At 61.3% G+C, this 24,667-nt stretch carries 27 protein-coding genes; 16 read left to right on the forward strand and 11 right to left on the reverse strand.

Going from position 1 to position 24,667, the window contains the following annotated elements:
• The first annotated feature begins 4 nt into the window (after positions 1–4).
• The 3 genes from V7660_RS13220 to V7660_RS13230 all read left to right on the forward strand — a co-directional run bounded on the left by V7660_RS13220 (position 5) and on the right by V7660_RS13230 (position 3,629).
• Positions 5–745: a DUF4197 domain-containing protein gene (locus V7660_RS13220; protein ID WP_335603521.1), complete on the forward strand. Its 741-nt coding sequence runs from the start codon at positions 5–7 to the stop codon at positions 743–745.
• Positions 745–1,725: an alpha/beta fold hydrolase gene (locus V7660_RS13225; RefSeq protein WP_335603522.1), complete on the forward strand. Its 981-nt coding sequence runs from the start codon at positions 745–747 to the stop codon at positions 1,723–1,725. Before V7660_RS13220 ends, V7660_RS13225 begins: the two co-directional genes overlap by 1 nt.
• 89 nt (positions 1,726–1,814) lie before the next feature.
• A complete protein-coding gene (locus V7660_RS13230; protein ID WP_335603523.1) occupies positions 1,815–3,629 on the forward strand; it encodes an SLC13 family permease in 1,815 nt (604 codons plus the stop codon).
• A 3-nt stretch (positions 3,630–3,632) separates the two neighbouring features.
• Here the strand turns inward: V7660_RS13230 and V7660_RS13235 are convergent, their stop codons facing one another.
• Positions 3,633–4,100, reverse strand: a complete 468-nt coding sequence (locus V7660_RS13235) for a MarR family winged helix-turn-helix transcriptional regulator (RefSeq protein WP_290478683.1) — start codon at positions 4,098–4,100, stop codon at positions 3,633–3,635.
• Between the two features lie 91 nt (positions 4,101–4,191).
• Here V7660_RS13235 and hppD point away from each other — a divergent pair, with 91 nt between their 5' ends.
• Genes hppD through V7660_RS13260 form a run of 5 tightly spaced genes read left to right on the forward strand, consistent with a single transcriptional unit; the run spans position 4,192 to position 8,264 of the window.
• Positions 4,192–5,283, forward strand: a complete 1,092-nt coding sequence (gene hppD / locus V7660_RS13240; protein ID WP_335603524.1) for a 4-hydroxyphenylpyruvate dioxygenase — start codon at positions 4,192–4,194, stop codon at positions 5,281–5,283.
• On the forward strand, positions 5,283–5,834 hold the full coding sequence (locus V7660_RS13245) for a VOC family protein (protein ID WP_335603525.1): 552 nt from the start codon (positions 5,283–5,285) through the stop codon (positions 5,832–5,834). Before hppD ends, V7660_RS13245 begins: the two co-directional genes overlap by 1 nt.
• A 3-nt stretch (positions 5,835–5,837) precedes the next feature.
• Positions 5,838–6,848: a fumarylacetoacetate hydrolase family protein gene (locus V7660_RS13250; protein WP_335603526.1), complete on the forward strand. Its 1,011-nt coding sequence runs from the start codon at positions 5,838–5,840 to the stop codon at positions 6,846–6,848.
• Between the two features lie 46 nt (positions 6,849–6,894).
• Positions 6,895–7,635, forward strand: a complete 741-nt coding sequence (locus V7660_RS13255; RefSeq protein ID WP_335603527.1) for a CoA transferase subunit A — start codon at positions 6,895–6,897, stop codon at positions 7,633–7,635.
• The gene (locus tag V7660_RS13260) at positions 7,635–8,264 is read left to right on the forward strand and encodes a CoA transferase subunit B (protein WP_335603528.1); all 630 of its coding nucleotides are present in this window, start codon (positions 7,635–7,637) and stop codon (positions 8,262–8,264) included. The genes V7660_RS13255 and V7660_RS13260 overlap by 1 nt, the downstream gene beginning before the upstream one ends.
• Before the next feature lie 6 nt (positions 8,265–8,270).
• On the opposite strand, the gene V7660_RS13265 is transcribed toward V7660_RS13260, so the two are convergent.
• Positions 8,271–9,101, reverse strand: coding sequence for a DUF1206 domain-containing protein (locus tag V7660_RS13265; RefSeq protein WP_335603529.1), 831 nt, complete (start codon positions 9,099–9,101; stop codon positions 8,271–8,273).
• Between the two features lie 127 nt (positions 9,102–9,228).
• Between V7660_RS13265 and V7660_RS13270 the strand changes: the two genes are divergently transcribed.
• Positions 9,229–10,422 (forward strand): amino acid aminotransferase, encoded by a 1,194-nt coding sequence (locus V7660_RS13270; RefSeq protein ID WP_335603530.1) that lies wholly within the window; start codon positions 9,229–9,231, stop codon positions 10,420–10,422.
• Between the two features lie 10 nt (positions 10,423–10,432).
• Here the strand turns inward: V7660_RS13270 and V7660_RS13275 are convergent, their stop codons facing one another.
• On the reverse strand, positions 10,433–11,356 hold the full coding sequence (locus tag V7660_RS13275) for a thioesterase family protein (protein ID WP_335603531.1): 924 nt from the start codon (positions 11,354–11,356) through the stop codon (positions 10,433–10,435).
• Positions 11,353–11,832 (reverse strand): transcriptional repressor, encoded by a 480-nt coding sequence (locus V7660_RS13280; protein ID WP_335603532.1) that lies wholly within the window; start codon positions 11,830–11,832, stop codon positions 11,353–11,355. Before V7660_RS13280 ends, V7660_RS13275 begins: the two co-directional genes overlap by 4 nt.
• Positions 11,833–11,961: 129 nt before the next feature.
• Here V7660_RS13280 and V7660_RS13285 point away from each other — a divergent pair, with 129 nt between their 5' ends.
• Both V7660_RS13285 and V7660_RS13290 read left to right on the forward strand, forming a co-directional pair.
• Positions 11,962–12,351 (forward strand): MarR family transcriptional regulator, encoded by a 390-nt coding sequence (locus V7660_RS13285; protein WP_335603533.1) that lies wholly within the window; start codon positions 11,962–11,964, stop codon positions 12,349–12,351.
• Positions 12,352–12,374: 23 nt separating this feature from the next.
• Positions 12,375–13,226 (forward strand): C40 family peptidase, encoded by an 852-nt coding sequence (locus tag V7660_RS13290; protein ID WP_335603534.1) that lies wholly within the window; start codon positions 12,375–12,377, stop codon positions 13,224–13,226.
• Here the strand turns inward: V7660_RS13290 and V7660_RS13295 are convergent.
• Positions 13,223–14,113 carry a c-type cytochrome gene (locus V7660_RS13295; protein ID WP_335603535.1) on the reverse strand — a complete coding sequence of 297 codons (891 nt, stop codon included), beginning with the start codon at positions 14,111–14,113 and terminating at the stop codon, positions 13,223–13,225. The genes V7660_RS13290 and V7660_RS13295 overlap by 4 nt on opposite strands.
• A 160-nt stretch (positions 14,114–14,273) precedes the next feature.
• Here V7660_RS13295 and V7660_RS13300 point away from each other — a divergent pair, with 160 nt between their 5' ends.
• Positions 14,274–15,110 carry a prephenate dehydratase gene (locus V7660_RS13300; protein WP_335603536.1) on the forward strand — a complete coding sequence of 279 codons (837 nt, stop codon included), beginning with the start codon at positions 14,274–14,276 and terminating at the stop codon, positions 15,108–15,110.
• On the opposite strand, the gene V7660_RS13305 is transcribed toward V7660_RS13300, so the two are convergent.
• The gene (locus V7660_RS13305) at positions 15,107–16,000 is read right to left on the reverse strand and encodes a LysR family transcriptional regulator (RefSeq protein WP_335603537.1); all 894 of its coding nucleotides are present in this window, start codon (positions 15,998–16,000) and stop codon (positions 15,107–15,109) included. The two genes, V7660_RS13300 and V7660_RS13305, sit on opposite strands and share 4 nt — an antisense overlap.
• Positions 16,001–16,181: 181 nt before the next feature.
• On the opposite strand from V7660_RS13305, the gene V7660_RS13310 reads away from it, so the two are divergent.
• Entirely contained in the window at positions 16,182–16,727 is a 546-nt protein-coding gene (locus V7660_RS13310) for a hypothetical protein (RefSeq protein ID WP_335603538.1), read from the forward strand.
• 12 nt (positions 16,728–16,739) lie between these two features.
• Positions 16,740–17,198 (forward strand): YHS domain-containing (seleno)protein, encoded by a 459-nt coding sequence (locus V7660_RS13315; protein ID WP_335603539.1) that lies wholly within the window; start codon positions 16,740–16,742, stop codon positions 17,196–17,198.
• Between the two features lie 376 nt (positions 17,199–17,574).
• On the opposite strand, the gene V7660_RS13320 is transcribed toward V7660_RS13315, so the two are convergent.
• The 3 genes from V7660_RS13320 to V7660_RS13330 all read right to left on the reverse strand — a co-directional run bounded on the left by V7660_RS13320 (position 17,575) and on the right by V7660_RS13330 (position 19,928).
• Entirely contained in the window at positions 17,575–17,868 is a 294-nt protein-coding gene (locus tag V7660_RS13320) for a hypothetical protein (protein WP_335603540.1), read from the reverse strand.
• Between the two features lie 77 nt (positions 17,869–17,945).
• Positions 17,946–18,860, reverse strand: coding sequence for an NAD(+) diphosphatase (gene nudC / locus V7660_RS13325; RefSeq protein ID WP_335603541.1), 915 nt, complete (start codon positions 18,858–18,860; stop codon positions 17,946–17,948).
• 90 nt (positions 18,861–18,950) lie between these two features.
• Complete coding sequence (locus V7660_RS13330; RefSeq protein WP_335603542.1) at positions 18,951–19,928, reverse strand: glycoside hydrolase family 43 protein; 978 nt, start codon at positions 19,926–19,928, stop codon at positions 18,951–18,953.
• Positions 19,929–20,061: 133 nt separating this feature from the next.
• On the opposite strand from V7660_RS13330, the gene typA reads away from it, so the two are divergent.
• Together typA and V7660_RS13340 are read left to right on the forward strand one after the other, a co-directional pair.
• Positions 20,062–21,888, forward strand: a complete 1,827-nt coding sequence (gene typA / locus V7660_RS13335) for a translational GTPase TypA (RefSeq protein ID WP_335603543.1) — start codon at positions 20,062–20,064, stop codon at positions 21,886–21,888.
• 95 nt (positions 21,889–21,983) lie between these two features.
• On the forward strand, positions 21,984–22,169 hold the full coding sequence (locus V7660_RS13340; RefSeq protein ID WP_335603544.1) for a hypothetical protein: 186 nt from the start codon (positions 21,984–21,986) through the stop codon (positions 22,167–22,169).
• A gap of 9 nt (positions 22,170–22,178) precedes the next feature.
• Here V7660_RS13340 and V7660_RS13345 read toward each other — a convergent pair whose 3' ends face one another.
• Together V7660_RS13345 and V7660_RS13350 are read right to left on the reverse strand one after the other, a co-directional pair.
• Positions 22,179–22,346, reverse strand: coding sequence for a hypothetical protein (locus tag V7660_RS13345; protein ID WP_335603545.1), 168 nt, complete (start codon positions 22,344–22,346; stop codon positions 22,179–22,181).
• 191 nt (positions 22,347–22,537) lie between these two features.
• On the reverse strand, positions 22,538–24,625 hold the full coding sequence (locus tag V7660_RS13350) for a S9 family peptidase (RefSeq protein ID WP_335603546.1): 2,088 nt from the start codon (positions 24,623–24,625) through the stop codon (positions 22,538–22,540).
• Positions 24,626–24,667: the final 42 nt, after the last annotated feature.

Genomic DNA, 24,667 nt, shown 5'->3' on the forward strand with positions numbered 1-24,667 from the left:
GGTTATGAGACGAGTGACGATTGCGGCGATGGCGCTGCTGACCGTACCGATGGGCTGTGCAACCACGGGAAGTTCCGGTGATTTTGGCCGGGTCCTGGGAGAGGTGATCGGCCAGCAGACCGGCGGGCAGGGCGCCCTGACCCAGGCCGAGATCGATGCGGGCCTGCGTGAAGCACTTACCGTGGGCACCAATCTCGTCGCGGCCCAACTGGGCCAGACCAATGGGTATTTCGGCGATTCCGAGATCCGGATTCCACTTCCCAAGACGTATCGCGACATCCAGTCCGGCCTGTCGCGCGTCGGGGCCAGCGGCCCGCTGGATGATCTGGAGCTGCGCATGAACCGCGCTGCCGAAGCCGCCGTGCCGGAAGCCAAGACGCTGGTGATCGGCGCAATCCGCCAGATCACGATCGAGGATGCGGTGCGCATCCTGAATGGCGGCGACACGGCCGCAACCGATTACCTGCGCGAGAAGACCGAGAGTCAGCTGCGTGCCTCCTTCACGCCCTATGTCAAAACGTCGCTTGCGCAGGCCGGCGCCTTCACCTCTCTTGAGCAGGTCGCCACCAATTATGGCGTGGGAGGCGTGACCTCTTCCTTGCAAAACGATCTGACCCATCACGCGGTCACGCTGGGCCTTGATGGCATGTTCCATTACGTCGCCCTGGAGGAGCAGAAAATCCGTGAGAATCCTCTGGCTCGGACGACCGACCTGTTGCGTCGCGTCTTTGGATCGAGGGGCTGATGCGTCGCTTTACGTATGAGGCCAAGGCCGGCGGAGAGATGGCCGGCATAGAATTCGGTGATCCCATCAAGCCCTTCTCGGCGGTGTGGCTGCACGCGACCGGATTCAACGGAATGACCTATCAGTCATTGCTGGCCCCGCTTGGCCTGCGCCAGCGTGTGGCGGCGCTCGATATGCGCGGACATGGGCGCTCGACCCTGCTGGCCAAGCCGGGGCGGATGAAATCCTGGAAGCGCCACAGGGATGATGTGATCGAATGGCTGGAAAAGGAAGCGCCGCAGGGCGTGATTCTCGGCGGGCATTCGATGGGCGGTTGCGTGGCCCTTCTGGTGGCGGGCAAGCGGCCGGACCTCGTGAAGGGGCTGGTCCTGGCCGACCCGGTGATCCTGTCGAAATCAGTCTATTTCTGGCAGCATATGCTGTCGCCCATTTCCTTCCTCATGCGGCGCAATGCGATGGCCCGCCAGGCCAAGAAACGCCGCGCCGAATTCGGGTCGTTTCGCGAAGCGCTGGAAGCCTATACCGGCCGCGGCGCATTCCAGACCTGGCGCGCGCCTTTCCTGGCCGACTATCTGTTGGACGGGATCGAGCGCACGGACCACAATTCGCCAGATAGCGAAGACCAGACCTGGCGCCTCTTGTGCGAACCGAAATGGGAGGCGGCCACCTTTGCCGGCCAGCGCAATCGCCCGTGGCATGCGCTGCGCCACGTGAAGAAGCACCGCATCCCGATGACCATATTGCGGCCCACGCGTGGGTCCGTGATTAACGACAAGGTGCGCGCGAAGCTGATCCTGTCCTATCCGGCGATGATGATGAAGGCGGTGCGCGGCACGACCCATTTCCTGCCCATGGAAGCGCCCTATGAGGTGCGCGACCAGCTGTCGGCGTTCCTGGCGCGCCTCGTCGAGCGGTTCACGCTGGAAGAGGATGCCTTCGTGGAACGGTCCCTGAAGATGCGACGGCGGGGCTCACGATAGGCGAGGGCGACGCCTGACTTGAGAAAAGCTCAGTGGTGGAACAATAGGCGGTCGTGTAAGGATGCGCGGTTGCCATTGGAGCTGACCTCATGCCCGCTGATATCCTGGCCCTGCCGGGGGTAGAGATTGCCATCGTGCTGTTGCTGGTGGGAATCGTGTTTTTCGGCTTCGTGCGGGAAATCCTGCCGTCCGATGTGGTCGCCTTGCTGGCCATGGGCGCGCTGCTGCTGACGGGCATCCTGTCAGTTCCCGAGACCCTTGCCGTTTTCTCCAATTCCGCGCCGATCACGATTGCCGCCATGTTCGTGCTGTCGGCGGCGCTGGAGCGCACCGGCGTGATTGATGCGGCGGGGCGGCTGGTCTCCCGCCTTGCCAGTGGAGCTTCGCCCGTGGTGGCGATGGTGGCCATGATGCTGGGCGTGATGATCCTGTCGGCCCTCATGAACAATACGCCGATCGTCGTCGTGCTGATCCCGGTGGTCATCCAGCTCGCGCGCACGATTGGCGTGGCGCCGTCAAAACTGCTGATCCCGCTCTCCTTCGCCGCGATCTTTGGCGGCACGACCACGCTGATCGGTACATCGACCAACATCCTTGTGGACGGCGTGGCGCAGGAAGCCGGGCTGGCCCCGTTCGGGGTGTTCGAGATTACCGGCGCAGGGGCGATCCTGGCGCTGGTCGGCGCGGCCTATCTGGCGCTGACCTCGCCCTTCCTGTTACCGACGCGCGAGTCGCTGGTCGACATGTTGCCGAATGCGAAGAACCGCCGGTTCCTGGCGCAGATTCTGATTCCGCTTGGCTCGCCCCTCATCGGCAAGACGGTCTCTGAAACGGGCTTCTCTGCGGAGAAGGGGTTCAAGGTGATCGACGTCTTCCGGGAGGGGCTCTCCCTACGGGCTGATTTGCGCGATCTCTCGATCCAGGCCGGGGACCGGATCGTATTGCGCACGCCCGTGTCCGAAGTCCTGACACTGAAGGAGGCGGGCAGCATCGCCATCGGCGCGTCAGCCTCTGATGCGCGACCTGCGTTCGAGCCGATCCAGACCAGCGAGACCGTCATCATGGAAGGGGTGATCGGTCCGCAATCGCGGTTGATCGGCCGGTCGTTGAACGGTCTCGGCCTGGCCCGCCTCTATGGCGTCTATGTGCTGGCGATCCACCGGCGCGGAGAGAATATCACGAATACGGACGACATAAGGTTCGATGTCGGGGATACAGTCCTGCTGGAAGGTCCGGCGCGGGGCATGCGGCAATTGTTCGATGATGGCATTCTCAACAATCTCACCGAGACCACCGAACGCGCCATCAGACGAGGCAAGGCGCCGATTGCGATTGTGGCGCTGGTTTCGGTGATGGGGCTGGCGGCGCTGGGTGTGTTGCCGATCTCGGCGCTGGCCCTGATTGCGGCAACGTCCGTCGTGGCGCTGGGATGCCTCGACCATCAGGAAGCCTATCGCGCGATCCGCTGGGATATCCTGATGCTGATCTTCGGCATGCTGGCCCTCGGCACGGCAATGGAGAAGACCGGCGTGGCCAGCCTGCTGGTGGGGCAGCTTGCCGACCTGACCGGCGGGCTCGGACCCTTGGCCGTGCTGGCGGTGCTCTACCTCGTCACATCCTTCCTGACCGAGATCATGAGCAACAATGCCGCCGCGATCCTGCTGACGCCCATCGCCATCGGGCTGGGCAGCCAGCTGGGCATTGATCCACGCCCCTTCGTCGTGGCGGTGATGTTTGCCGCCAGCGCGAGCTTTGCCACCCCTATCGGCTACCAGACCAATACGCTGGTCTACAGTGCGGGCGGGTATCGCTTCTCGGACTTCCTGAAGATTGGCGTGCCGCTGAATCTGGTGATGTTCGCGGCCTCCATGATCGTCATTCCGATGTTCTGGCCGCTGGCCTGAGACCTACCAGAGCGGACGGTCAGGGGAGGCGGCATCGGCGAGCTTGCCCATCAGGCGTTCAAGTTGTTTCTGCTCGTCTTCCGTCAGGCTGCTGGCGAGTTCCTGTTCCGCGCCGAGGGCCATCGGCACGATGAGTTCGTACACGTCGCGGCCCGCCGGTGTCAGGAAGAGCTGCGAGCGCCGGCCATCGGTCTCGGACGTCTTGCGCTCCAGATAGCCCATCTGGATCATGGCGGCGATGGCCCGGCTGACCGCGACCTTGTCCATGGCGGTCAACTGGCCGATTTCGGTGGCGCTGATGCCGGGCCGGTCGCCGGTCACGGCCATGACCCGCCACTGCCAGATCGAGAGGCCGAATTCACGGTCATAGAGACTCGCGATCCGGGTCGAGATCGTGTTCGACAGGACCGACAGGCGGTAGGGCAGGAATTCGCGCAGGCGAAGCAAAGAAACGTTTTCAATATCAGGCATGGTTTACTGATTCAGGGTTGCGTTCCGCCTGTCAAATAGTTACATATGAAACTAATAGTTTTGACCCCCGGAATTACGACTGGAGCGCACCATGGCAGACCTGTTTGAAAATCCCGCCGGCCTCGACGGTTTCGAGTTCATCGAATTTTCCGCGCCTGAAAAAGGCCAGCTGGAAGCGGTGTTCGACCTCATCGGTTTCACAAAAATTGCCCGCCACCGGACCAAGGATGTTGAGCTGTGGCGCCAGGGCGGCATCAACCTCATCACCAATTACGAGCCGAAATCCGCGGCCTGGTATTTCGCGCGCGAGCATGGCCCGTCCGCCTGTGGCATGGGCTTTCGCGTCCGCGATGCCCGCAAGGCCTACCAGCATCTGCTGGCGCAGGGCGCCGAGCCGGTGAACGTGAATACGGGTCCGAGCGAGCTGCACATTCCGGGCATTCGCGGCATCGGCAATTCGATTATCTATTTGATTGATCGCTATGGCGACGATCTGGATATCTATGACATTGACTTCGAATATTTGCCGGGCGTGGACAAGAATCCTGTCGGCGCAGGCTTCAAGCTGATCGATCACCTGACGCACAATGTTTATGGTGGCCGGATGAAATATTGGGCAGATTTCTACGAGAAGCTCTTCAACTTCCAGGAAATCCGCTATTTCGACATCAAGGGCGAATATACCGGCCTGACCTCCAAGGCGCTGACGGCGCCGGACGGGAAGATCCGCATTCCGCTGAACGAGGAAGGCGAGGGCGGCAAGGGCCAGATCGAAGAATTCCTGCGCGAATACAATGGCGAAGGCATCCAGCATATCGCGCTGATCTGTGACGATCTCTATGCGTGCTATGATCGCCTGAAAGAACGCGGTGTGCCCTTCATGACCGCGCCGCCGGCCGCCTATTACGAGATGCTGGACGGGCGCTTGCCGGGTCATGGTGAAGACGTCGAGGGCCTGAAGGCCCGCGGCCTGTTGCTGGACGGCACGACCGAGGGCGGCGAACCGCGCCTGCTGATGCAGATCTTTGCGCAGGCCCAGATCGGCCCGGTCTTCTTCGAGTTCATCCAGCGCAAGGGTGACTACAAGGACGGCTTCGGCGAGGGCAATTTCAAGGCCTTGTTCGAAAGCATGGAACGTGACCAGATTGAGCGAGGCGCGCTCAAGGTAGAGGAGGACGCGTAATGACGGCTCCCGCCCCCCTGAAAGGCGTTCACCACGTAGCCTATCGCTGCAAGGATGCGAAGGAGACGGTGGAGTTCTATCGCGACGCGCTGGGCATGGATTTCCAGTTGGCCATCGCCGAGGACAAGGTGCCGTCGACCGGCGCGCATGATCCGTACATGCATGTCTTCCTGGATGCCGGGAATGGCAATGTGCTGGCCTTCTTCGAACTGCCGACCCAGCCCGACATGGACCGTGACCGGAACACGCCGCAATGGGTGCAGCATATCGCCTTCCGAGTCGGCTCCATGGACGAGCTCATGGCGACCAAAGCGCACCTTGAAGGCATGGGGCTCGACGTGCTCGGCCCGACGCATCATGGCATCTTCAAGTCGATCTATTTCTTTGATCCGAATGGCCACCGCATCGAACTGGCCGCCGACATCGGTACGCCAGAACAGATGAAGCAGTTGAAAGACGTTGCCCAGCCGATGATCGAGGAATGGAGCGCGACCAAGAAGGCGCCGCGCCATGCCGCCTGGTTGCACGAGAAAATCGCAGACGAAAGCTGAACCATGAAACTCGCCACACTGAAGAATGGGGCCCGCGACGGCCGTCTTGTCGTCGTCTCAAAGGATTTGACCCGCTACACGGACGCCGCAGGCATCGCGCCGACGCTGCAGGCGGCGCTCGACAAATGGGATGTCTATGCCCCGAAGCTGCAACAGCTGGCCGAGCAGGTGGAACTGGGCAGCGTGCCAACCGCGCGCTTCCATGAGCATGATTGCGAGAGCCCATTGCCGCGTGCCTATCAGTGGGCGGACGGCTCGGCCTATATCAATCATGTCGAATTGGTGCGCAAAGCGCGCGGCGCGGAAGTGCCGGAAAGCTTCTATGATGATCCGCTGATGTACCAAGGCGGCTCTGATGCTTTCCTCGGCCCTCGCGATGCAATCTCTTTGAAGGACACGGCTTGGGGCTGTGACATGGAAGGGGAGATTGCGGTCATCACCGACGACGTGCCGATGGGCGCGAGCGAGGCGGACGCCGCTGACCACATCAAACTGGTCATGCTGTGCAATGATGTGTCGCTGCGCGGCCTGATCCCCGGCGAACTCGCCAAGGGGTTCGGCTTCTTCCAGTCCAAGCCGCCGAGCGCGTTCTCGCCGGTTGCGGTCACGCCGGATGAGCTGGGCGAGGCGTGGCAGGGCAATCTCGTCCACCTGCCGCTGCATGTGGACTATAATGGCCAGCCTTTCGGACGCGCCGAAGCCGCCGAAGATGCGACTTTCAGCCTTGCACGGCTCGTTTCCCACGCGGCCAAGACGCGACCCCTGTCAGCCGGCACGGTGATCGGCTCTGGCACGGTGTCGAACAAGGACGCCGATGGCGGCGCCGGAAAACCGGTCAGCGAAGGCGGTCGCGGTTATTCCTGCATCGCGGAAATCCGCATGATCGAGAAGATCGCCACCGGCGAATTCAAGACCCCCTTCATGTCACCGGGCGATGTTGTGCGGATGGAAATGCTCGACAAATCCGGGCATTCGATATTCGGAGCAATTGAACAAACGGTCGAGCAGGTCTAGAACCCCTGCTGCACCGCAGCATTATCCAAGGGGAGGCCCGCACTTCATGGCGAGCAAGATATACAAGACGGCCGCAGACGCGCTGGATGGCGTGCTGTTCGACGGCATGACGATTGCCGCAGGCGGGTTCGGCCTGTGCGGCATTCCGGAACTGTCCATCGCGGCGATCCGCGAGGCCGGCACCAGGGACCTCACCGTCTATTCCAACAATGCGGGCGTGGATGATTTCGGCCTTGGCGTGTTGCTGCAGACCCGCCAGGTCAAGAAGATGTGCTCGTCCTATGTCGGCGAGAATGCCGAATTCATGCGGCAATACCTGTCCGGCGAGCTGGAGCTGGAATTCAACCCGCAAGGCACGCTGGCTGAGCGCATGCGCGCCGGCGGCGCCGGCATTCCGGGCTTCTACACCAAGACGGGCGTTGGCACGCTGGTGGCCGAGGGCAAGGAAGAGAAGGTCTTCAATGGCGAGACCTATATCCTGGAAGAGGGGATCTTCGCAGACCTCGCCATTGTGAAAGCCTGGAAGGCCGACACGACCGGCAATGCGATCTTCCGCAAGACCGCGCGCAACTTCAACCTGCCCGCCGCGACCTGTGGCAAGATTTGCGTGATGGAAGTCGAAGAGATCGTCGAGCCGGGCGAACTGGACCCTGACGCGATCCACCTGCCGGGCATATATGTGCATCGCCTGGTGCAGGGCGAATTCGAAAAGCGCATTGAACAGCGCACCACGCGGCCGCGGTCCGATACGAGCAATACGCCAGCTGGAACAGGGGAGGAAGTCTGATGCCTTGGGATCGTAACCAGATGGCGGCGCGGGCCGCACAGGAACTTGAAGACGGCATGTATGTGAACCTCGGCATCGGCATTCCGACGCTGGTGGCGAACCACATTCCGGAGGGTGTGAATGTCACGCTGCAATCCGAGAACGGCATGCTGGGCATGGGGCCATTCCCCTTCGAGGGTGAGGAAGACGCCGATTTGATCAATGCCGGCAAGCAGACGATCACGGAGCTTCCGCAATCGGCCTATTTCGACAGCGCAACCAGCTTCGGCATGATCCGCGGCGGCAAGATCGCCATGGCGATCCTCGGCGCCATGGAAGTGGCCGAGAATGGTGACCTCGCGAACTGGATGATCCCCGGCAAGCTGGTCAAGGGCATGGGCGGCGCGATGGACCTTGTGGCCGGTGTCGGCCGCGTCGTGGTCATTACCGATCATGCCAACAAGCGCGGCGAGTCCAAGGTTCTGAAGGAATGCACGCTGCCTCTGACAGGCCTGAAAGTGATCGACCGGATCATCACCGATCTCTGCGTCATGGACGTGGTAGAGGGCGGCCTGAAAGTCATCGAACTGGCGCCGGGTGTCACGATGGACGAAGTGAAATCGAAAACCGAAGCCACCCTCGTCGACTAGACAGGCTCAGCTGACAGGGGATGCGAGCGTCTTGAGCGTGTTGCCTGACAGTTTCGGCACGATGCGATAGCGCGCCATCACGAAGCAATAGACGGCAAAGCCCACAAGGCCGGCGCCCGCCAGGGCGAGCAGGACACGTCCATAGGCTTGCGTCTCAAGGATGCGCAGGGCCTCGCCCAAGCCAGCCGCATGTTCGGGATTGGCCGAAATGCCGGCCCAGAGGATCAGCCCGCCGACGATCAGCAGGACGAAGCCGTGCGCGGCAAGACCGAAGCGGACGGCCGGCTCCAGCCGTTCGGCCATTTCCCTGCGGATGATGTCCTTGCGATGGGCCGCGTTCCACGCCTTGTGGAACAGATAGATGGCGACGCAGAGCGTTGTGATACCGGCGGCGATGACCACCAGCTGCCCGGCTGGATGCTGCATCAGGGACGCGCTCCAGTTCTCGGCCGAGGAATCATCGCCACTGGCCCGCGCGCCTTTCATCAGGATCAGGATGGCCGAGACGCCGAGCGCGGCATGGGTCAGGCCCGACATGATCTGGCCGGCCCGGTTGGCATAGCCTTCTGCATCGTCGCCTTCATTTTCGAGGTCCATGATGCCGTCGACCAGCCGCCACAGTGTATAGGCGAACAGGCCTGCGGCCGTGATGGCGAGCAGCACGGCGCCAAAAGGCTGGCGGATCAGGAAGTTCAGCGCGCCGGAGGTACCTTCCGCTTCCCCGCCATTCAGGGCAGCAAAGAAAGCGAGCCCGCCGACAATCAGGTAAACCACGCCCCGCGCCCCATATCCGGCCCGCATCAACCATTCGAGGGCGGTATTGGCATGGTCGGTCATCAGGGGCCTTTCTGTGTCTGAAGAATAAAGTCTCCACGCGACAATCGGTTCCCGCCGCGGCGGTTGCGGAGGCGTCCGCAACTGCATAGGGTCCGCCGCGACTTCCCAGAAGAAACGGATTTCCGACATGTCTCAATTCTCCACCCTTACGCCCATGCCGGCGGATGCCCTGCTCGGCCTGATGACGGCCTATCGCGAAGACCCGCGCGATGAGAAATTCGACCTTGGCGTTGGGGTCTACAAGAATGACAAGGGCGAGACGCCGGTCATGTCGGCGGTGGCGAAGGCCGAAGCGCTGATCCTGAAATCCCAGACCACGAAAGTGTATGAAGGCCCGCGCGGCAATACCGACTATTGCGCCGCCATCGAAGGCTTCGTGTTCGGGGAAGGGGCGTCTGCCGTCCAGGAAGGGCGTACTCTGTCCTTCACCGCGCCGGGTGGATGCGGGGCGCTGTTCCTCGGGACCGGCCTGATGAGCCGGATGGGCGTCAAGACGGTCTGGGTGTCAAACCCGACCTGGCCGAACCATCCGAACGTTGTCCGCTTCATGGGGCTGGATGTGGCCGAATATCCCTATGCCGATCCGGAGACGGGCGAGCTTGACCTTGCCGCCATGCTGGCCGGGATCGAAAAGGCCGAGCGGGGCGATGGCATCATCATCCAGGGACCGTGCCACAACCCGACCGGGATCGATCTGACCGTCGAGGACTGGAAGGCCGTCGGTGCGCTGGTCAAGGACAAGGGCCTCATCGCGATGCTGGACGTCGCCTATCACGGCTTTGCGAAGGGGCTGGACGAAGACGTCAAAGGCGTGCGCGCTTTCATCGAGGCAGCGGGCGAAGCGCTGGTTTCCTATTCCTGCTCAAAGAATTTCGGCCTATACCGCGAACGCGCCGGTTGTTTCCTCGCGGTAGGAGAATCCGCTGAGGGCATCGCGGCAGCGGCAACCCATGTCGCGGCGCTGGCGCGGGCGAGCTATTCCATGCCGCCCGCGCATGGCGCGGCGATTGTCGCCACCATCCTGAACAATGCAGACCTGCGCGCCGAATGGGAGGCCGAACTGACGCAGATGCGTGAGCGGATGATCTCGCTGCGCAAGGCTTTGGCCGACGCGCTGGTCGAGAAAACCGGTTCCAACCGGCTAGCCGCCGTGGCCAACCAGAATGGCATGTTCAGCCAGCTGCCGCTGTCGAAGGACGGCATCACGGCGATGCGCGAGAAGAGCGGCCTCTACATGCCGAATTCCGGGCGGATCAATATTGCGGGCCTCAGTCTGAATGATATTCCGGCCGTGGCCGACATCATCGCCAGCGAAGCCTAAATCTCCAAGGCTATATTTCGAGGCCGGGCGCGGCCATTGAGCTCAGTTGACTGAGCATTTCCGGGGGGGCGGGGATGGCCTTGCGGGCGTCGAGGTCCAGCGTGATCGCGGTTGCCTGCATGGTGGCCCAGGGGGTGCCCGTCGCCGGGTTCATCATCCAGTGGATCAGATTGTGCGTCTTGCCCGACGCGCCCCCGAACGAAGTGTAGAGCTCATACACATCGCCCGCGACCGGCATGGCATGGTAGCGGATGCGATATTCCAGCACGGCGGCGCCCATGCGCAAATCGCCCGCAGCGTCCGCGACGCGTTTGCGCCAGGTGTAGAGAATGTTCGGCACCGAATCCGACGTGCGCCCGATCATCCAATAGGGGTACATGCGACCATGCACGTCGATATGGTGGGGCGGTATGGCGCCGCGGCCGGCGAGCGGTGCGCCGACTTCCTTCACCCGGTCGAGTGTGATCTCTTCCAGAGGCAGGCTGGGCTTGGACATGTCGATGGAGCGGGGCGCGGATTCCTCCGGTGCGGTATCCATGAAGTCCGGGAAAAGCGCGCGCGTGCGGGAGCTCCACGGGAAGGGCTTGCGCATTGTCGTATCGACATGCAGCACACGGGTCCGCATTGCGGCAGCGAGTGAGCCGTCGGCATGGCGCAATTCCTGATAGATCAGGGCGTCGTCTTCGCCGGTTTTTAGTACGCAGCCATTCATGGTGAGGGGTCGGCCCGGCAGCACTTCGCGTACGAAGCGGATATGCTGGTCGACTGGAATGATGGTCGAAGGCGACGACGCCTTGAAAGCGTGTGGCATGCCAAGGTCCGGCGCAAAGGCGGCGAGGCCCTCCAATTGCTTCTCGACATAGACGCGCACATTCATGTGCCCCATCTCGTCGCAATCCCACTGATTGCAGCTCCCCCTCCACAATGTGATCATGCAACGCAGTCCCGGCAGGTGCCCCGTACTTCAACGACTGCGCGGCTCATCTTGAAGCCGGCGGCGCTCGTCTCGGCGTCCAGCGCCTCGTTCGTCGCTGTTGCGTGCAATTCCTCTGCGCCATGGCAGGTGTCGCAAATCAGGAACACGGCGGAATGATTGTGGCTGGCATGGCCGCAGGCGACATAGGCGTTCAGGCTTTCGATCTTGTGAGCGAGGCCGGTTTCCTGGAGGAAATCGAGCGCGCGATAGATGGTAGGGGGCTTGGCAGAGCCTTCGCCGTCCAGATTGGCCAGCAAATCATACGCCTTGGCGGGCTCCGTGCTCTCCAGCAGCAGGCGGAGCACCTTGCGGCGAATACGCGTCATCCGCTGTCCCTGGCGCATGACGAGAGTTTCTGCCTCATTGATAAAGGCTTCCACGTCCTGCGGGCTGCAGGGGGTATTTGCGTGAATGTGACTGTGTGACTGGGCCATGCCTGTAATGTCGTGCGTTTCGGCCGGAATGTGAAGGCCCCTGTCCCCAGCTTTACAGGACAAGACCCCTAGACGGAGTCTGCAAATCACCTGAGATTCTCCACTAAGGCGAACAATAAGGGTAGAGAAATGGCACTGTCTGAGCGCGAAGGTCTGGAATTGTGGCGACGCGCGGTGACGGCCTCCGTCCGATCCGATGCGCCGGATCTGACGGCCCGCCAGCAGGCCATCCTGATGACGATTGCCCTGACGCCCGGCCCCCACACGGTGCGGGGCCTTGCCGAGCATTTGAACATTGCCAAGCCTGCGGTCACCCGCGCGCTGGATGCGCTGGCCCGGCTGGATTTCATCCGCCGCATCAAGGACGATACGGACCTGCGTAATATCTTCATCGAGCGCACGCCCGCCGGCATGGCGTATCTTCGGACATTCTCCGGCCTTGTTCTTGCCGCAGCTTCCGGCAAGGATGACAGCCAATTGGCGCCCAAGCGCGGCGGGAAGACCAACGCCGCCGCCTGAAGCGCCCGAATTCGGGAACAGGCATGCCTACATTCGACGACAAGAGACTTCAGCGGCCTGCGGGTGAGGCTGTGGCCTATCAGGTGACGGCCGGTGTGGCGGCCGTACGCGAGACACCTGCGGCGGATGGACGGCTCGCCACCCAGGCCCTGCATGGCGAGATCGTGGACGTCTTCAGAGAGGAAGGCGCGTTTGGCCTGGTCCAGTGCCGCCGCGACCGATATTGCGGCTGGGTGCGGATGGAGGCGCTGTCAGCCCCCTTGTTGCAGGCAACCCACAAGGTCTCCTCGCCCGGAACCCATTGCTATAGCGCACCCGACCTCAAATCCGCGCCCCGTTTCCTGTTGAGCCACGGTGCCCGCCTGTCGGTCAGCGGCCGGGAAGGGGACTGGCTCCATTCTGATCGTGGCGGATGGGTTCATGCGCGCCATGTGGCTCCGGCCGAAAAGCTGGAGGATGACCCGGTCACCGTTGCCGAGCGGTTCCTGCGCACACCCTATCTGTGGGGCGGCCGGCAGAGTCTTGGCCTCGATTGCACTGGGCTCACCCAGCAAGCCTTCGAGGCGGCCGGTGTAATGCTGCCGCGCGACAGCGACATGCAGTTCGACTGGGCTGGCGCGGATATTCCGGACTGGCGCGCGCCGAACGCCCTGCGGCGGGGTGATCTCGTCTTCTGGAAAGGGCATGTGGGCATCATGACTGATGCCGACCATTTGCTGCATGCGAATGCGTGGCACATGGCTGTGGCGGTCGAGCCGCTGGAGTCTGCCATCACCCGGATCGCAAACTATTACGCCGAGCCCATAGGGGCCCGGCGCATAGATGTTTCGTCGGAACGGGGACGCATCCCCGACTGGCTAAGCGCAAGCGCCTAGTTGTCGTCCGCGGCTTCGGTCACGGTCTCTTCGGCGTCGCCTGCAGCGTCTTCAACTGCTTCGACGGCTTCTGCCGGAACGGTCACGGTCTCACCGGTGCCGCCATCATCACGGCCGGTCGCATCAACAGAATCGATGGTTTTGACTTCGCCTGTGGCCAGTGTCGGGTTTTCCATGTCGTCCACGCCATCGGCCGGAAGGGTTGCTTCGACGGCGTCGCCGGACTCGGTGGCGTCGCCTTCGGCAGCTTCCGCACCCTCTTCGCCCTCAGCGCCTTCTTCAGCAGAAGCAGCGAGGGGTTCCGGGAAAGCCGGTGGGTTGGTGGTGTTGGACGCGAGGTAGGCAATCACGTTCACGCGGTCATCGTCGCGGCGCAGGCCGGCGAAGGACATCGTGGTGCCGCGAATATAGGCAGACGGATTGTAGAGCCACTCATCAAGGGCTTCATACGTCCACTCGCCGGGCGTGCTTTCCATTGCGGCAGAATAGGCAAAGCCGTCATGATGGCCCTTGTCGGCGCCGACCACGTTGTGGAGGTTCGGGCCCGTGCCGTTCGAGCCACCCTGGTCAATCGTGTGACAGGTGGCGCACTTGCCCTTGAAGGTGCGTTCGCCGCGGGCAACGTCCGCGCTGGCCAGCAGAAGGCCGAGGTCAAAGACTTCTTCCTCTTCAGCGCCGGCGCCGCCTGCATCGGCGACTTCGACGCAGTAGGCGAATTTCTCGCACATCTGCTCCGACATGGAGGCCGCTTCAGCGTGCTCGTCGCCGTGATGGGCGCCCTCGCTTCCATGGCTGAACACGATGCTCGAAAGTGTCTGCAGGGCAAATACCCCGAGGGCCGTTGCGAGCAGCGCACCGAAAATCTTGTTGAGACCGAGTTCTCCCATGGAGGTATTCCTTCGAATCTGTCTGGTCATACGTCTTGGCGCGCGCCTTTTGGCACGCTAACGGAGTGCAGACAATATAAAGGCTGTGCGTTATAGGGCTTCCCCCTTTCGTCGCGGCGATCCGACGCACATGATTCCAAGAAAAAGGGACATCAAATCCATGACCGGCAAAATCGCGTATCAGGGTGAACCTGGCGCAAATTCCCATATCGCCTGCAATGAAGCCTATCCCGACCTGGAGCCGATGCCGTGCCGCACGTTTGAGGATTGTTTCGCCGCTGTGGAGCGCGGGGACGCTGATCTGGCAATGATTCCGGTCGAAAACACGATTGCCGGCCGGGTAGGGGATATCCATTACCTGCTCCCGAACACTGAGCTACAGATCGTGGCCGAATACTATCTGCCGATCCGGTTCCAGCTGATGGCCCTGAAGGGGACCAGACTGGACGAGGTGAAAAAGGCGCGATCCCACATTATGGGCCTCGGTCAGTGCCGGGATTTCCTGCGCGCACACAATATTGATTCGGTGACGTCGGCGGACACGGCGGGCGCGGCGCGAGAAGTCGCTGAACTGGGCGATCCATCGGTCGCAGCCATTGCCCCGCGTCTTGCGGCGGAGGTCTATGGTCTCGAAATCCTGGCTGAAGACATTGAGGACGCCGCCCACAACACAACGCGTTTCATCATCATGTCGAAGGACCATTCCGAGGTGGAAGCCAAGGATGGCCCGGCCAAGACCGCCTTCATGTTTGAAGTTCGCAACATCCCTGCCGCGCTTTACAAGGTGATGGGCGGATTTGCTACGAACGGCATCAACATGACCAAGCTGGAGAGCTATATGGTCGGCGGGTCCTTCACGGCGACACAATTCTACGCCGAGATCGAAGGCCACCCCGATGAACGCCATGTCCAATTGGCGCTGGAAGAGTTGGGGTTTTTCTCACATTCGCTGAAAATTCTCGGCGTGTTCCCGAGTTCGGAACATGCGCCGGATTAGCAGTGAGACATGGCCAGTTTGAGTTCTTCGGTGATGTGATCGGCGAAGAGCTTGGTCTTTCCCCGGAGCCGGCCAGCGGTCCAGACGCAGTTCACGGGCAGGCTCTCCATTTCCCAGTCGGGAAGAATACGGACCATCTGGCCCTCGGTGACGCATCCTGAGACCAGCCAGCTGGGCGCCATGAGGATTCCGAGCCCGGCGAGGCCGGCCTGGACCAGATTGTCGCCCCCGGAGGCGGCAAAGGGCCCGTCCACGCGGACGGTAACGCTTTCCTCGCCGCGTGTGAGCGTCCAATCCGAGTGGAGCCCTTTCCGGAACAGGACGGCATCATGCTGCGCCAGATCCTCTGGCGTTTGCGGCGTGCCTTTTCGGGCGAGATAGTCCGGCGAGGCCCAAAGCGCGCGCGGGGTATCTGCGAGTTTGCGGGTCATCAGGCGGGAATCGCTGAGATGACCAAAGCGGAACGCCAGATCGATGGCCTCTTCGACGAGGTCAGTGAGTGCGTCGTCCGAAATCACGTCGAAGCGTATCCGGGGATATTTCTCGAGAAACGGCGGAATGGCCGGGACGATGATCCGTCGGGCGAAGGAATTCGAGCAGGATATGCGGAGCAGGCCGACGGGCTCGTGCTGCAGACCTCGGGCTTCTGCTTCGGCCGATTCATAGTCGGCGATCAGGTCTACGGCGCGCCGGTAGAAGCGCTCGCCCGCCTCGGTCAGGCTGAGCGCGCGGGTTGTTCGCTGGAAGAGGGTCACATCCAGCTGGGCTTCCAGATCCTGGATCCGGCGAGACACCGTTGGCTGGCCCACGCCGAGGGCCGAGGCCGCCTTGGAGAAATTGCCCGCTTCGGCTACGCGAACGAATAGGCGCATTGCGTCGATACGGTCCATCTGACCCCTCCCTGCATGTCGAAATGCTATGTAGGGACGCGGAGGGCATTTCGCGAGACCGCAACGGTAATTCACGAAAAATAGCCGTTTGGCTCACACAAAAGTGGGCAAACCTCACACGCCCTTGTTTTGAGACGCCGCCCCGTTTGTGAGAAAACAGCGCCAAGGGAGGACGCTCAACATGTTCGCACAACTCAGGAAATATGCGCCCGTGGCCTATGCTCTGATCGCCGGCGCAGTCTTTTTGGACAGCTTGCGGTTCAAATTCACGAATGCGCCGGAAACGCAGGTCATTTTCGGCAAGCTCGATGCGTGGGCTGCAAGTTTCGGGGCAGGGGGGCTGTTCGATCAGACCGGCCTGTTCAGCCAGTACGTCATCGGATCAGCGGAACTGGTCGCCTCAACGCTTTTGCTGATTGGCCTCATTCCGGCCTTGCGCCGGTTGCAGACCCTTGGCGCGTTGATCGCCACCGCCGTCATGACCGGCGCGGTGAGTTTCCACCTGTTCACGCCGCTCGGCATTGATCCGAATAGTGATGGCGGCGGCCTGTTCGTCATGGCGGTGACAGTCTGGCTCGCATCGATTGTGTATCTCGTGTTCCATCGGGACACGCTCCTTTCCATTCTCACCGGGGTCGGCCGCGCCGTCCTGCCAGGACAGGCAGGTGCTGTGGAACCCGCCTCCCGGACGGCCAAGCTGGCGTCTGTCCAGACATCCCCGCAATAGGGGACTCCGTCCATGAAACTTCGTGCCATGATCCTGGCCACTGCGCTTGCTGGCCTGCCCATGATGGCCGCTGTGCCAGCCGCCCATGCCGAACCGCCGATTCATACCGGCGTGTTTTCCGACACTGCCCTGCAAGGGTATGATCCCGTCGCCTATTTCACAGACGGCAAGCCGATGAAGGGCAATGATGCGTTCACGGCCGACTATATGGGCGCAAAGTTCAAATTCTCGAACGCGGCCAATCGCGATGCCTTCATCGACACGCCCGAAGCGTATGCGCCGCAATATGGCGGTTACTGCGCCTGGGCCATGGCCGACGGCAAGCATGCCAAGGGCGATGCGCGGTATTGGAAAATCGTCGATGGAAAGCTTTACCTGAACTACAACAAGAGCATTCAGAAAAAGTGGGATGCCGACATTCCGGGCTTTATTGACCGTGCCGACACGGCCTGGGCAGGCATTAATGATTAGGGCAGGCGGCCCTATTGGTTAAGCGGGCCTATGAAACGGGCAGCGATAAGTGTTTGCTTCCGCGTGCCACAAAATCCCATGGAATCAATCCGCTTGTATGCAGACCATCTGTCTGCGCGGCGCAGGAACAAAAATTCGTGAGGTAAATGGCAAGCGAAAAGAATTGCCACAATAGGCCGGTATCATGCTGACAGGGTCAAGCGGGCACAGCTCCGTGATGATCGATCCTGTCTGAGCGGGTCGGAGGGCACTCGGTGCCGTTTGCCACCGGCCCGCCAGCGCCCCCGTGTCCCTTGGATACGGGGGTTTTCGATTTCTCAGGGGGCAAAAAAACGGGCGGGAGGCCCGCCCGTTTCCGACAAGCGTGTCCGCAAGCTTATTTCTTCTTTGCGGCCGGCTTCTTTGCAGCAGGTTTTTTCGCCGCTGGCTTGGTGGCCTTTGCTGCAGGCTTCTTTGCCGATGCGGCCGCTTTCGGGGCGGCGGCCTTCTTTGCTGCCGGCTTTGCGGCCGTTTTTTTCGCAGCAGGTTTTGCCGCTGTTTTCTTGGCTGGCTTTGCAGCCGTTTTTGCCACGGTTTTCTTGGCTGCGGGCTTTTTGGTGGCGGCCTTCTTGGCCGGCTTTTTCAGAGTTGCTGTTGCCATGTCGGGTCTCCTGTAAATGGCAACAATCAACCTAGATTGATTCGAGTAAAATCAACTCCATTTTTGCGTATGTCCGCAAGGGGATAGTCAGAGGTCAGAGAGCGCGGTTACGCTCTCTCAGCCCACACTTTCAGGAGATGATGGGCAATGGCCATGGGCGGCGGGCAGAACAGGCGATCATGTGTGCCCGCAAGCATGCGCTTTACGTCCTCGCGGCTGATCCATTCGGCCGATTCCAGCTCGTTGGTATCGACCGTGATCTCTTCGGTCTGGGCTTCCAGAATCAGGCCCACCATCAGGGAAGACGGGAAAGGCCAGGGCTGGCAGGCGATGTATTCGGCGCCAGCCGGATCGCAGACAATGCCGGCTTCCTCTTCCAGTTCGCGGGCTGCGGCCTGTTCGATTGTTTCGCCCGGCTCGCAGAAGCCTGCGAGGGAGGAGACAAAGCCTGCCGGCCAATTGGTCTGGCGCCCGACCAGGCATTTGTCGCCCTTGACGGCCAGCATGATCGCTACCGGATCTGTACGGGGGAAATGCTCGGTTCCGCAGGCTGGGCATTCGCGTTTCCAGCCCGCTTCCACGATGGCGGTTCCCGCGCCGCATTTTGCGCAGAAGCCATGCGAGGCATGCCACAGGAAAATGCTGCGGCCCGTCGAGGCGCAATTGGCTTCCAGCGGGCTCATGCGGCCGGCTGCCGCCCGGAATTCGATGAACTCCCCGGCGCCGGCGATAAGGGAGGTTTCCAGATCAAATTTTGACGGCAAATTGACCGCGAAGACGGGTGCACCGCTCGTGTCCTGTCCAAGGAAAATACGGGGAGAACCCGGCGAGACTTTCTCGATTTCCGGCCCCATCCAGACAAGGCCGCCATCCTTTGCAGCGAACGGATCGCCATTGCGTAGCATCAGGATCAGGACATCCTCCCGCGCAAAGGCTGCGTCCAGCCAGGCATCATCCTTGCGGTGGTGCGCGGCCCGGTCGATGGGCTTTGCGGCAAGCGGCATGTCGTTCGAATTGGTCATGGGCGATCCTCACTTTGCCGGGCTGGCTTGCCGCCTGAGGAGGCATTTGTAAACGATGCCGTTCGGGCAGATAGGGGAAGGGCCGAGCGCTTATTGCGCGGCAATCAGCCGGTCCAGCACATCGCGTGACACCGGCAGAACGCTGCCGTGGCGAATACCTTCGGGAAAGGTGATCTGGTCGCTGATATCTTCCCAATGCTCAAGATCCCCGGATCGCATCGCGCGCATCCGGTGCTCCATATAGGCGTCGAAATAGACGTAATGGACGCCATTGATCGTGACGGCGGTGGGGCCTTCGACCCAGACGCCTTCCGGTGAGAAGGGCGCAGAGGCCGGGCCATAGGGGCCTTGCGCCTGGTCTGCCACCGCGATGCGGATGTTCTTCTCTGGCTCCGGGCGCTTGGTCTCATCCTTCAGGAACATGATGTAGTGATCGCCGTCCTTCAGCAGGGAGGCGTCAATCGAAACGAACCCGCCATCATAGAATAGTTGCGTCTCCGAGAAGGTCTCGAAATCGCGGGTCGTCACGAAATAGATCCGGTGGTTGAGGGACTTGCCTGTAGTGGACCAGATGTCGCCCCGGTCATCGGTTTCCGGAAACCGGTCCGGCACGGATGACGACCAGAAAATCACATATTCAGTCGTCTCTTCATCATAGAAGATTTCGGGAGCCCAGCTGTTCATGACGCCCGGTTCGTGGGCCATCACGTCCAATCGGGTTTGGTCCGTCCAGCTGATCAGATCCGAAGAGTGGGCGATGCCGATATTGTTTTCCCACCACCCTGTCGTCCAGACCATGTGATAGCGTCCGTCCGGGCCCTTGATGATGCAGGGATCCCGCATAAGCTGTCCGCCCACTTCGGGGGTCATGTATGAGGCATCGCCGCGCAGGGCGGTCCAGGTCAGGCCATCAAGCGAATAGGCCAGATGCAGGCCGGTTTCCCCATCTCCCCGAAAGGATGAGAATATATAGGCCGTATCTTCAGCAGGGGCCGGTTCGGGCGCGACAGCGCACCCTGATACCATGAATGCCGCGACCAGGCCGGCGAATGCGCGCCTGAAGACCATAATCCCCTCCCGTCAGAGTGTCTGGGCCAAACATGGCACGCTCAGGCGCAGCCTGACAACAAAGCATAGCCAACCGCGGCGGGCCCGTGTATGTGCGCGGCAAATCAGCCTCCCTCCCGAAAGCATACCCTCCATGTCCACGCCTATCGAGAAAATGCGCAACATCGCGATCATTGCCCACGTTGACCACGGCAAGACCACGCTCGTCGATGAATTGCTGAAACAATCCGGCACGTTCCGCGAGAACGAAAAGACCGCCGAACGGATGATGGATTCCAACGATCTGGAGAAAGAGCGGGGCATTACCATTCTCGCCAAGACGACATCGGTGGAATGGAAAGACTATCGCATCAACATCGTCGATACGCCCGGACACGCCGATTTCGGCGGTGAGGTGGAGCGTATCCTGCAGATGGTGGACGGCGCCATCGTGCTGGTCGACGCCGCTGAAGGCCCAATGCCGCAGACCAAATTCGTCGTGTCAAAGGCCCTGAAAGTGGGCCTGCGCCCCATTGTGGCCGTGAACAAGATCGACAAGCCGGAACGTCGCCCGGACGAGGTCATCAATGAAGTGTTCGACCTGTTCGCCAATCTCGACGCGACAGACGACCAACTCGACTTCCCGATCCTCTACGGATCGGCCAAGCAGGGCTGGATGAACACCGAATATGAAAACCCGACCGAGAACATGGATTCCCTGTTCCAGATGGTCGTCGATCATGTGCCGGTGCCAAAGGTGGAAGAGGGGCCGTTCCGTTTCCTCGCCACGACAATTTCTTCCGACCCGTTTCTCGGTCGTATCCTGACGGGCCGCGTTTCGTCCGGCACGATCAAGCCGAACCAGTCCATCAAGGTGCTGAATCGCGACGGTGAACTGGTCGAGCAGACCCGCGTCTCCAAAGTACTGGCGTTCCGCGGCCTGGACCGCGTGCCGGTTGATGAAGCCCAGGCTGGCGATATTGTTTCCCTCGCTGGCACGACCAAGGCGAACGTGGCCGATACGTTCTGTGATCCGTCCGTCAGCGAGCCGATCGAAGCCCAGCCAATCGACCCGCCGACCATCTCCATGACATTCCGCGTCAATGATTCTCCGCTGGCCGGTACCGAGGGTACGAAAGTCACCAGCCGAATGATCTGGGATCGCCTGCTGAAAGAAGCCGAAGGCAACGTCGCCCTTAAAGTCGAGCGCGCGACGGACGCTGAAGCCTTCACCGTATCCGGACGCGGCGAACTTCAGCTGGCCGTTCTGATCGAGACGATGCGCCGCGAAGGCTTTGAGTTGGGCGTCTCGCGTCCGCAGGTCGTGATGCAGGAAGGCCCAAACGGCGAGAAGCTTGAGCCGATCGAGGAAGTCGTCATTGATGTCGATGACGAGCATTCCGGCGTGGTCGTGCAGAAACTGTCCGAGCGCAAGGCCGACATGCTGGACATGCGCCCGTCCGGTGTGGGCCGTACCCGCATGATCTTCCACGCGCCGACGCGCGGCCTGATCGGTTACCAGGGCGAGCTGCTGTCCGACACGCGCGGCACTGCGATTATGAACCGCGTCTTCCACGAATATGCCCCACACAAGGGCAAGATCCAGGGGCGCCATACGGGCGTTCTGATCGCGATGGAGCAGGGTGAGGCCGTGGCCTTTGCGCTCTGGAACCTCGAAGATCGCGGTCCGATGATGATCCATCCGGGCAACAAGGTGTATGGCGGCATGATCGTTGGCGAGCACAATCGCGATAATGATCTCGAAGTGAACGTGCTGAAGGGCAAGAAGCTCTCCAACGTGCGCGCATCCGGCACCGACGAGGCCGTGCGGCTGACGCCGCCACTTCAGATGACGCTTGAGAAGTCGCTCGCTTATATTGCGGATGACGAACTGGTCGAGGTCACGCCGGAGAATATTCGCCTGCGCAAGGTCTATCTCGACCCGCATGAGCGCAAGCGCGCCGCCAAGAAAGGCGACTAGGACGCGATCCTGATACAGGCCTGATGCGGTCCGGGGAACCGGATTAAGGGCGTGACGTTGTGTCTCCAGATGTTTTAACAGCACTGGAGCGCACAATGTCGTCTTTCGGATTGTATCTGATCGGTTTCCTGATCCTGATTTCCGGCCTCGCCTATGCCGCTTACCTGATTGGCGCACCCCCTGTCTGGATCGGCGTTGGCGCTATCGTTCTGATCGGCTTTGGCATCATCACCGGCGTCGCCAAGACACGCCGGCGGGACGAAACGGCGACCAGCGAATAGGTCGGCGGCCTATACTGCCGTGGGACGCATTTCCGACGTTGCATTCCTAACCGATTTCAGCGGAAGCTTGGGCAGGTGCAGGATCATGCGCAGCCACATATTTGGCGGCGTCTCGAAATAACGGGAGCTGAGATATGCCAGCACAGAGGTGAACGGCAGAACGGTTACGTGCATCATCAGGTTGCGACCCCGTCATTGCTTGCGATGCGGAGCAGCGTCACGCAAAGAAGGCTAGGCAAGAAGGGTGCCAGTAGCGTTCCGGGTGCGGGCATTCCGCAGGGGAGGCGCTGCGCCGTCTTGAGCCGGGTGAGACATGGAGTGGCCGGCATGCCATCCACGAGGAAACGTGCACGGCATGCCTTGAGAGACTATTCTTCGTCCGTGGCATCTTCCTTCCTGGCCGGATCATATTTCGCAAACCAGCCCATGATATTGTCGGTTTTTGCGATCAGGCGACTCGGACGGCTGGCAATATAGTGGGAAGACCCCGGCACACGGATGAGGGCCGTCTCCACATCATTCATTTTCAGCGCGGTGTAGAATTGTTCCGCTTCCCAGGCCGGTGTACGCCAGTCTTCTTCGCCGACCATGACGAGGGTCGGGGTAACGACCTGGTCGACATAGGTGATGGGCGAGAGTTTCAGGAAGGCTTCCGGGTTGGACCATGGGTCTTCCCGGATCCAGTGACGGCGGACATATTGCGCAATATCGCCGGCAAGCGCCATCGTCATCCAGTTGATGACCGGCTTGATGGAGGCCGCGGCAGCGAAACGATCCGTCTTGGTGACAATCCAGGCTGTCAGAATGCCGCCACCGGACCCGCCGGTCACGAACAGGCGGTCTGGGTCGGCATAGTTCCGCGCGACGAGATCATCGACCACGCTCATCAGATCATCATAATCGTAGCCCGGATAAGCCTGGTCTATCTCCTGAGCGAACTCTTCTCCGTAGCCTGTGGATCCGCGGGGGTTCACATAGACGGTAACATATCCTTCTGCCGCATAGCGCTGGATTTCGCTAGCGAAGAAGGGGCCGTACATGGAGAATGGGCCTCCATGGATTTCCAGGATCAGGGGGAAGCTGCCATCGGCCTTGAAGTCATGGGGCAGGGCGACCCAGGCTTCGATTTCCAGTCCGTCATGGCTGGACGCAACCTTGAACTCCTCGATGGAGGCCATGTCGAGATAGGGCAGGACATCCGCATTCAGATCTGTCAGGATACGGGCATTCTTGCCGTCGGAGCGGATGGTGGCGATCTCGGCCGGGCGATCCGTGAAGCCTGCCGTGTAGGCAACCTGTTCACGCCGTCCGGATTTGGCGACAGAGAAACTGCCTCCCGCATAGGGTCGGCCAATGGATGTGCCGCCAATGCCGGTGACGACTTCACTCATGCGACCTTGCAAATCCACCTCATTGAGGGTGAGGACGCCGTGATCTTCAAACAGCATGAACAGGCTCTTGCCATCCGGCGCCCATTCGATCTGTGCGGGCGACCCGGCAAAGCCCGGCATCAGTTCACGCACGTTCGACCCATCGGCGGACATCAGGTAGAGATGGTCCTGCTGGTAGGATTTCTCCTCGTCATCATAGCCGCGAAACGCGATCAATTGCCCGTCGGGTGAAGGCATGGGGGCGTAGTCTGGCCCGTCGCGGGATGTCAGGGGGCTGATGGACAAGTCAGACAGTTCAACGGCGTAGATCTCGCTTTCGATTGGGTCCATGTCCCGGTCGTCTGCGAGATTGCCGGTGACCAGAAGCGTATCATTGTCGAGCCAGGCTTGCCCGCCCATTTCAGCCTCGCCCTTGGTCACCTGGCGGGGCGTACCGCCTTCGGCCGGGAGCACAAAGACCTGATCCGCGCCGTCCTCAAGATAGCCTGCGCCGTCAAACCGGAAGGTCAAATCGTCGATCACCTTGACCGGCTCGGACCATTCCGCGCCCTCTGGCTGTTCCGGGGGCGTGGCAAAGCCCGGCTTGTCGCCCGGCACGAACATGGAAAAGGCGATGTTGCGCCCGTCGGGGGACCAGGTGGCGCCTGAGGGACTCTCTTCAAACTGGGCGATGGAGTAGGAAAGACCTGTGTCCATATAGACGAGCTTCAACTCGGGCTTTCCATTTGCCGTGCTCGTGTAAATGACGCGGGAGCCATCGGGGGACCAGCTTGGCGCCCCGGCGCTGCCGCCCGCGCCGAGCAGGGGCCGCTGGGCGCCGCTCTCGACATCGATGATCCAGAGATGACCGGTGTCGCGGTCCGTCATCCGGTCCATGCTGTGGCGGACATAGATAATGGTCTTGCCGTCCGGCGAGATTTGCGGGCCAGTTGCATATTCGATGTCGAACACGCGCTCGGCGGTGAACCGCTTACTGTCGTCAGCCGTGTCTTCCTGGCCGAGGGCCGATGTGACCGCCAAGGCCGCTGTCAGGCCGGCGGCCGCGCAAAATTGGTGAAGTTTCATTGAGTATCCCTCCAAGAACCCTATGCGGGGAGGCTAACATGG

The sequence above is a fragment of the Hyphomonas sp. genome, from assembly GCF_036964145.1.
Taxonomy (GTDB): Bacteria; Pseudomonadota; Alphaproteobacteria; order Caulobacterales; family Hyphomonadaceae; genus Hyphomonas.

What these genes read in the sequence shown, in the direction of transcription:
- V7660_RS13250 (WP_335603526.1), top strand. Translation starts at nt 5,838, where the DNA reads ATGAAACTCGCCACACTGAAGAATGGGGCCCGCGACGGCCGTCTTGTC.
- V7660_RS13315 (WP_335603539.1), top strand. Translation starts at nt 16,740, where the DNA reads ATGAAACTTCGTGCCATGATCCTGGCCACTGCGCTTGCTGGCCTGCCC.
- typA (WP_335603543.1), top strand. Translation starts at nt 20,062, where the DNA reads ATGTCCACGCCTATCGAGAAAATGCGCAACATCGCGATCATTGCCCAC.
- V7660_RS13270 (WP_335603530.1), top strand. Translation starts at nt 9,229, where the DNA reads ATGTCTCAATTCTCCACCCTTACGCCCATGCCGGCGGATGCCCTGCTC.
- V7660_RS13220 (WP_335603521.1), top strand. Translation starts at nt 5, where the DNA reads ATGAGACGAGTGACGATTGCGGCGATGGCGCTGCTGACCGTACCGATG.
- V7660_RS13230 (WP_335603523.1), top strand. Translation starts at nt 1,815, where the DNA reads ATGCCCGCTGATATCCTGGCCCTGCCGGGGGTAGAGATTGCCATCGTG.
- hppD (WP_335603524.1), top strand. Translation starts at nt 4,192, where the DNA reads ATGGCAGACCTGTTTGAAAATCCCGCCGGCCTCGACGGTTTCGAGTTC.
- V7660_RS13330 (WP_335603542.1), bottom strand. Translation starts at nt 19,928, where the DNA reads ATGGTCTTCAGGCGCGCATTCGCCGGCCTGGTCGCGGCATTCATGGTA.
- V7660_RS13225 (WP_335603522.1), top strand. Translation starts at nt 745, where the DNA reads ATGCGTCGCTTTACGTATGAGGCCAAGGCCGGCGGAGAGATGGCCGGC.
- V7660_RS13305 (WP_335603537.1), bottom strand. Translation starts at nt 16,000, where the DNA reads ATGGACCGTATCGACGCAATGCGCCTATTCGTTCGCGTAGCCGAAGCG.
- nudC (WP_335603541.1), bottom strand. Translation starts at nt 18,860, where the DNA reads ATGACCAATTCGAACGACATGCCGCTTGCCGCAAAGCCCATCGACCGG.
- V7660_RS13290 (WP_335603534.1), top strand. Translation starts at nt 12,375, where the DNA reads ATGCCTACATTCGACGACAAGAGACTTCAGCGGCCTGCGGGTGAGGCT.
- V7660_RS13280 (WP_335603532.1), bottom strand. Translation starts at nt 11,832, where the DNA reads ATGGCCCAGTCACACAGTCACATTCACGCAAATACCCCCTGCAGCCCG.
- V7660_RS13260 (WP_335603528.1), top strand. Translation starts at nt 7,635, where the DNA reads ATGCCTTGGGATCGTAACCAGATGGCGGCGCGGGCCGCACAGGAACTT.
- V7660_RS13295 (WP_335603535.1), bottom strand. Translation starts at nt 14,113, where the DNA reads ATGGGAGAACTCGGTCTCAACAAGATTTTCGGTGCGCTGCTCGCAACG.
- V7660_RS13350 (WP_335603546.1), bottom strand. Translation starts at nt 24,625, where the DNA reads ATGAAACTTCACCAATTTTGCGCGGCCGCCGGCCTGACAGCGGCCTTG.
- V7660_RS13285 (WP_335603533.1), top strand. Translation starts at nt 11,962, where the DNA reads ATGGCACTGTCTGAGCGCGAAGGTCTGGAATTGTGGCGACGCGCGGTG.
- V7660_RS13255 (WP_335603527.1), top strand. Translation starts at nt 6,895, where the DNA reads ATGGCGAGCAAGATATACAAGACGGCCGCAGACGCGCTGGATGGCGTG.
- V7660_RS13235 (WP_290478683.1), bottom strand. Translation starts at nt 4,100, where the DNA reads ATGCCTGATATTGAAAACGTTTCTTTGCTTCGCCTGCGCGAATTCCTG.
- V7660_RS13310 (WP_335603538.1), top strand. Translation starts at nt 16,182, where the DNA reads ATGTTCGCACAACTCAGGAAATATGCGCCCGTGGCCTATGCTCTGATC.
- V7660_RS13275 (WP_335603531.1), bottom strand. Translation starts at nt 11,356, where the DNA reads ATGATCACATTGTGGAGGGGGAGCTGCAATCAGTGGGATTGCGACGAG.
- V7660_RS13340 (WP_335603544.1), top strand. Translation starts at nt 21,984, where the DNA reads ATGTCGTCTTTCGGATTGTATCTGATCGGTTTCCTGATCCTGATTTCC.
- V7660_RS13245 (WP_335603525.1), top strand. Translation starts at nt 5,283, where the DNA reads ATGACGGCTCCCGCCCCCCTGAAAGGCGTTCACCACGTAGCCTATCGC.
- V7660_RS13300 (WP_335603536.1), top strand. Translation starts at nt 14,274, where the DNA reads ATGACCGGCAAAATCGCGTATCAGGGTGAACCTGGCGCAAATTCCCAT.
- V7660_RS13265 (WP_335603529.1), bottom strand. Translation starts at nt 9,101, where the DNA reads ATGACCGACCATGCCAATACCGCCCTCGAATGGTTGATGCGGGCCGGA.
- V7660_RS13345 (WP_335603545.1), bottom strand. Translation starts at nt 22,346, where the DNA reads ATGATGCACGTAACCGTTCTGCCGTTCACCTCTGTGCTGGCATATCTC.